This is a genomic window from Rhodococcus sp. C26F, from assembly GCF_053345925.1.
On record NZ_JBKFBA010000096.1, the window covers coordinates 1 to 3,390 of the forward strand.

Annotated in this window: 3 protein-coding genes; all 3 read right to left on the minus strand. The window is 67.7% G+C overall.

Translation table 11 applies throughout. The annotated features are described in order from the left end of the window. Positions 1 to 46: 46 nt before the first annotated feature. On the minus strand, positions 47 to 1,582 hold the full coding sequence (locus tag ACLBYD_RS30470) for an FAD-binding protein (RefSeq protein WP_447819375.1): 1,536 nt from the start codon (positions 1,580 to 1,582) through the stop codon (positions 47 to 49). 153 nt (positions 1,583 to 1,735) lie between these two features. Next, positions 1,736 to 2,140: a heat shock protein transcriptional repressor HspR gene (locus tag ACLBYD_RS30475; RefSeq protein ID WP_088898854.1), complete on the minus strand. Its 405-nt coding sequence runs from the start codon at positions 2,138 to 2,140 to the stop codon at positions 1,736 to 1,738. Next, complete coding sequence (dnaJ, locus tag ACLBYD_RS30480; protein WP_447819376.1) at positions 2,140 to 3,318, minus strand: molecular chaperone DnaJ; 1,179 nt, start codon at positions 3,316 to 3,318, stop codon at positions 2,140 to 2,142. Before dnaJ ends, ACLBYD_RS30475 begins: the two co-directional genes overlap by 1 nt. Positions 3,319 to 3,390 lie beyond the last annotated feature (72 nt).

Sequence of the window (3,390 nt, forward strand, 5' to 3'; positions counted from 1 at the left end):
TCCCTCCGGGCCCGGTTCGTATGTGCTTCGGCGTCCCGCCTCTGTGTCAGCGTCCCGCCGCGTCCATTACTGACAGGTGCGCGAACAACGCGCTCGCGCCGATCGGGTTGCCACCGCCGGGGTAGACGGTGCCGCTCGGTGCGGCCATCGTGTTGCCCGCCGCGTACAGACCGGGGATCGGAGCACCCTCGCTGTCGAGCACGCGGCCGACGGTGTCGGTCCGCAGACCGCCCTTGGTGCCGAGATCGGAGATACCGAACTGCGCCGCGTGGAAGGGGCCCTGCTCGATCGGGACCAGCGCGGACCCGCCGCCGGTGAAGGCGAGATCGTAGGGTTCGTCCCCGCGACCGAAGTCCTCGTCGACTCCCTTCGCGGCCAGCTCGTTCCACCGCGCGACGGTCGCTTTCAGGGATTCGGCGGGCACACCGATCTGCTCGGCGAGTTCCTCGAGGGTGTCGGCGGTCTTCCACAGTCCCGCATCGACATACTTCTCGGTCTCGACGAGCGGCACGTTCGTCGCCCCGACCGGCGGGACCCCACCGTTCCGGTCGTCGTAGATCATCCAGAACGGCAAGGTCATCTCATCACGCTCCATGCGGGCGATGACGTCACGACCCAGTCGGTCGTAGGGCGCGTACTCGTTCGTGAACCGCTTGCCCTCCTGATCGACGAAGATGCCCCCGGTGAAGCACAGCGCGAACGCCGAACGTCCGTCCGGATGGGTCAGACCCGGCGACCACCAGGCCTCACCCATCAGATCCACATCGGCGCCCACGGCAATGCCCGCCTGGTGTGCCTTGCCCAGATTCGACCACGGACCCATGGAATCCCGTGCGGCGCCCGGAACGCCGTACTTGCTGCGCATCTCGTCGTTCTGATCGAAACCGCCGGCTGCGAGGACGACGCCCTTGCGCGCGCGGATCGTCCGTCGCTCACCGCCGTTCTCGACGATCGCGCCCACCACCACACCGTCTTCGACGATCAGTTCCTCGAGCGGTGTGTTCCGGTACAGCCGAACGTTCGGGTACTTGCGCATGGCGATGAGGAAGCGGCCGATGAGGGCACGACCGCCGATCAACATATCGGGAAGCGGGTCCCCGTTGCGTTCACGGCCCAACGGCCCGCGGATCGACTCGTTGAGTTCGGGATCATCGGCGATGGGCAGGGGCGACGGGACGATGTGACGGCCATCGGCCCGGGCCTTGGGCGCCTTGCCGAAGTAGTCGGGCCACGGGTAGACCATGAACTCGAGGTCGTCGTCGGCCTCGAGATAGTCGATCAGTGGAGCGCCGCCGCGGACGTAGGCCTCCTGCAGTTCACGAGGCGTCCGATCGCCGACGACCGCGTGGTAGTAGGTCAGCGCATCCTCGATGGTGTCGTCGTCACCGGCACGCTGCAAGACCGCGTTGGTGGGAAACCAGACGCCCCCGCCACCGGAATACGCCGTGGTGCCGCCGAAGTACTCGGACGCCTCGACGAGGATCACCGAGAGTCCCTCGCGGGCGGCGGTATACGCACCGCAGGCGCCTCCGGCTCCCGACCCGACCACAAGGACGTCGCATTCTTCCGCCCACTCCGCCATGACTGCTGCCTTCCGTCGACCGTTCGTGTGGAACACGCCACACTAGGCAGATTGCGAAGGGTCGCGACACGATCATCTCGCTGTACGGGAGAAAATCGTCCGATCAGTCGCGCTCGACCGCGGTGCGGTCAGTCACGCTCGACCGCGGTGCGGTCAGTCCCGCCTATTGCGCGGCTTCCACACCACGAGGGCGTTGCTGCGCGGAATCGGCACCAGATCGCCGCGCGTCGAACGCAACTGGGCGACCTCGGCGTGGAGTTCGGCGACGCGCTGCTGCAGCGCCTCGACCTGGTTGGTCAGCTCTATGATCCGCTTGATCCCGGCGAGGTTGACACCTTCGTCCTGGGAGAGGCGCTGTACTTCGCGCAGCAGTTCGACGTCGCGCGGCGAGTACCGGCGGCCACCGCCGCTGGTGCGGTGCGGTGTGACGAGTCCGAGCCGATCGTAGTTACGCAGCGTCTGCGCATGCATCCCGGCGAGTTCTGCTGCCACCGAGATAACGTAGACGCGCGCATCGGGGTCCGGTGACAGATCCCGTGGCATTCTCGTCTCGCTCATCACGCACCTGCCCATCCCTCTCGAGGATCGAAACCGCTTGCCTCTTCTGCACGAAGATAGTTGTGCAGCGCTTCCGTCGCCTTCTCGTCGAGATTCTGCGGGATCGCGACCTTCACCGTGACGAGAAGATCACCGGCGCCGCCCCCGCGCTTGGGGACGCCGCGTCCGCGGACCCGCAGGACCCGGCCGTCGACCGTTCCCGGCGGGATCTTCAGCCCGACGCGGCCGTCGAGGGTCGGCACCGAGACGGTGCCACCGAGGACGAGTTCGCCGTAGCTGACGGGCAGCACGAGGGTCAGATCGTCGCCCTCACGCCCGAACACCCGGTCGGGGCGCACGTGCACCGTCACGAACAGGTCGCCGGAGGGGGCGCCGCGCAGACCGGCCTCACCCTGACCGGCGAGGCGGATACGCGAACCGTCCTTGATGCCTGCGGGGACCCGCACCGTGATGGTGCGGGTGCGGTTCTGCACACCGGTGCCGCGGCAGTCGGTGCAGGGGTTGTCGATGATCGATCCGCTGCCCCGGCAGTCGTCGCACGGTTCGGAGAAACCGAACGCACCCTGATTGCGGGAGACCACACCGCTTCCGTTGCAGTTCGGACAGACCCGCGGGCTCGTTCCCGGTTGGGCACCGCTGCCGTGGCAGGTGGTGCACGGCGCCGGGCTGGTCATCCGCAGGGGGACCGTGACGCCCTGAACGGCGTCGCGGAAGTCGAGTGTCGTCTCGGTCTCGACATCGGATCCGCGGCGCGGACGCGACCGGCCGCTCGTCGGCGCCGTCCCACCGGCGCGGTTGAACAGGCCGCCGAACAGGTCGCCGAGACCACCGTCGCCGCCACCACCGCCGAACAGGTCGCCGATGTCGAAGGTCGCTCCGGTACCAGCCGTGAAACCGCCGGCGCCGGGACGGAAGCCACCGCCGCCGGGGAAACCGCCGGAGGCGAACATGCGCCGGGTCTCGTCGTATTCCTTGCGCTTGGCAGGATCCGACAGGACGGCGTTGGCCTCGCTGACGGCCTTGAAGCGCTCTTCGGCCTTCTCGTCACCGTGGTTGGCATCGGGATGCAGGTCCCGCGCCAGTTTCCGGTAGGCCTTCTTGATCTCGTCCTGCGTTGCGTCGGGGGAGACGCCCAGGTCCTTGTAGAAGTCCTTCTCGATCCACTCCCGCTGGCTCACCGGGCGTCTCCTCCTCTCGCGTCTTCTTGTTCTTACTCTGTGCCGGACTCGCCCGACGGCGTATCCACCGGA

Excerpts from the sequence above, each read along its gene's own strand:
- ACLBYD_RS30475 (WP_088898854.1), bottom strand. The coding sequence starts at position 2,140 with ATGAGCGAGACGAGAATGCCACGGGATCTGTCACCGGACCCCGATGCG.
- ACLBYD_RS30470 (WP_447819375.1), bottom strand. The coding sequence starts at position 1,582 with ATGGCGGAGTGGGCGGAAGAATGCGACGTCCTTGTGGTCGGGTCGGGA.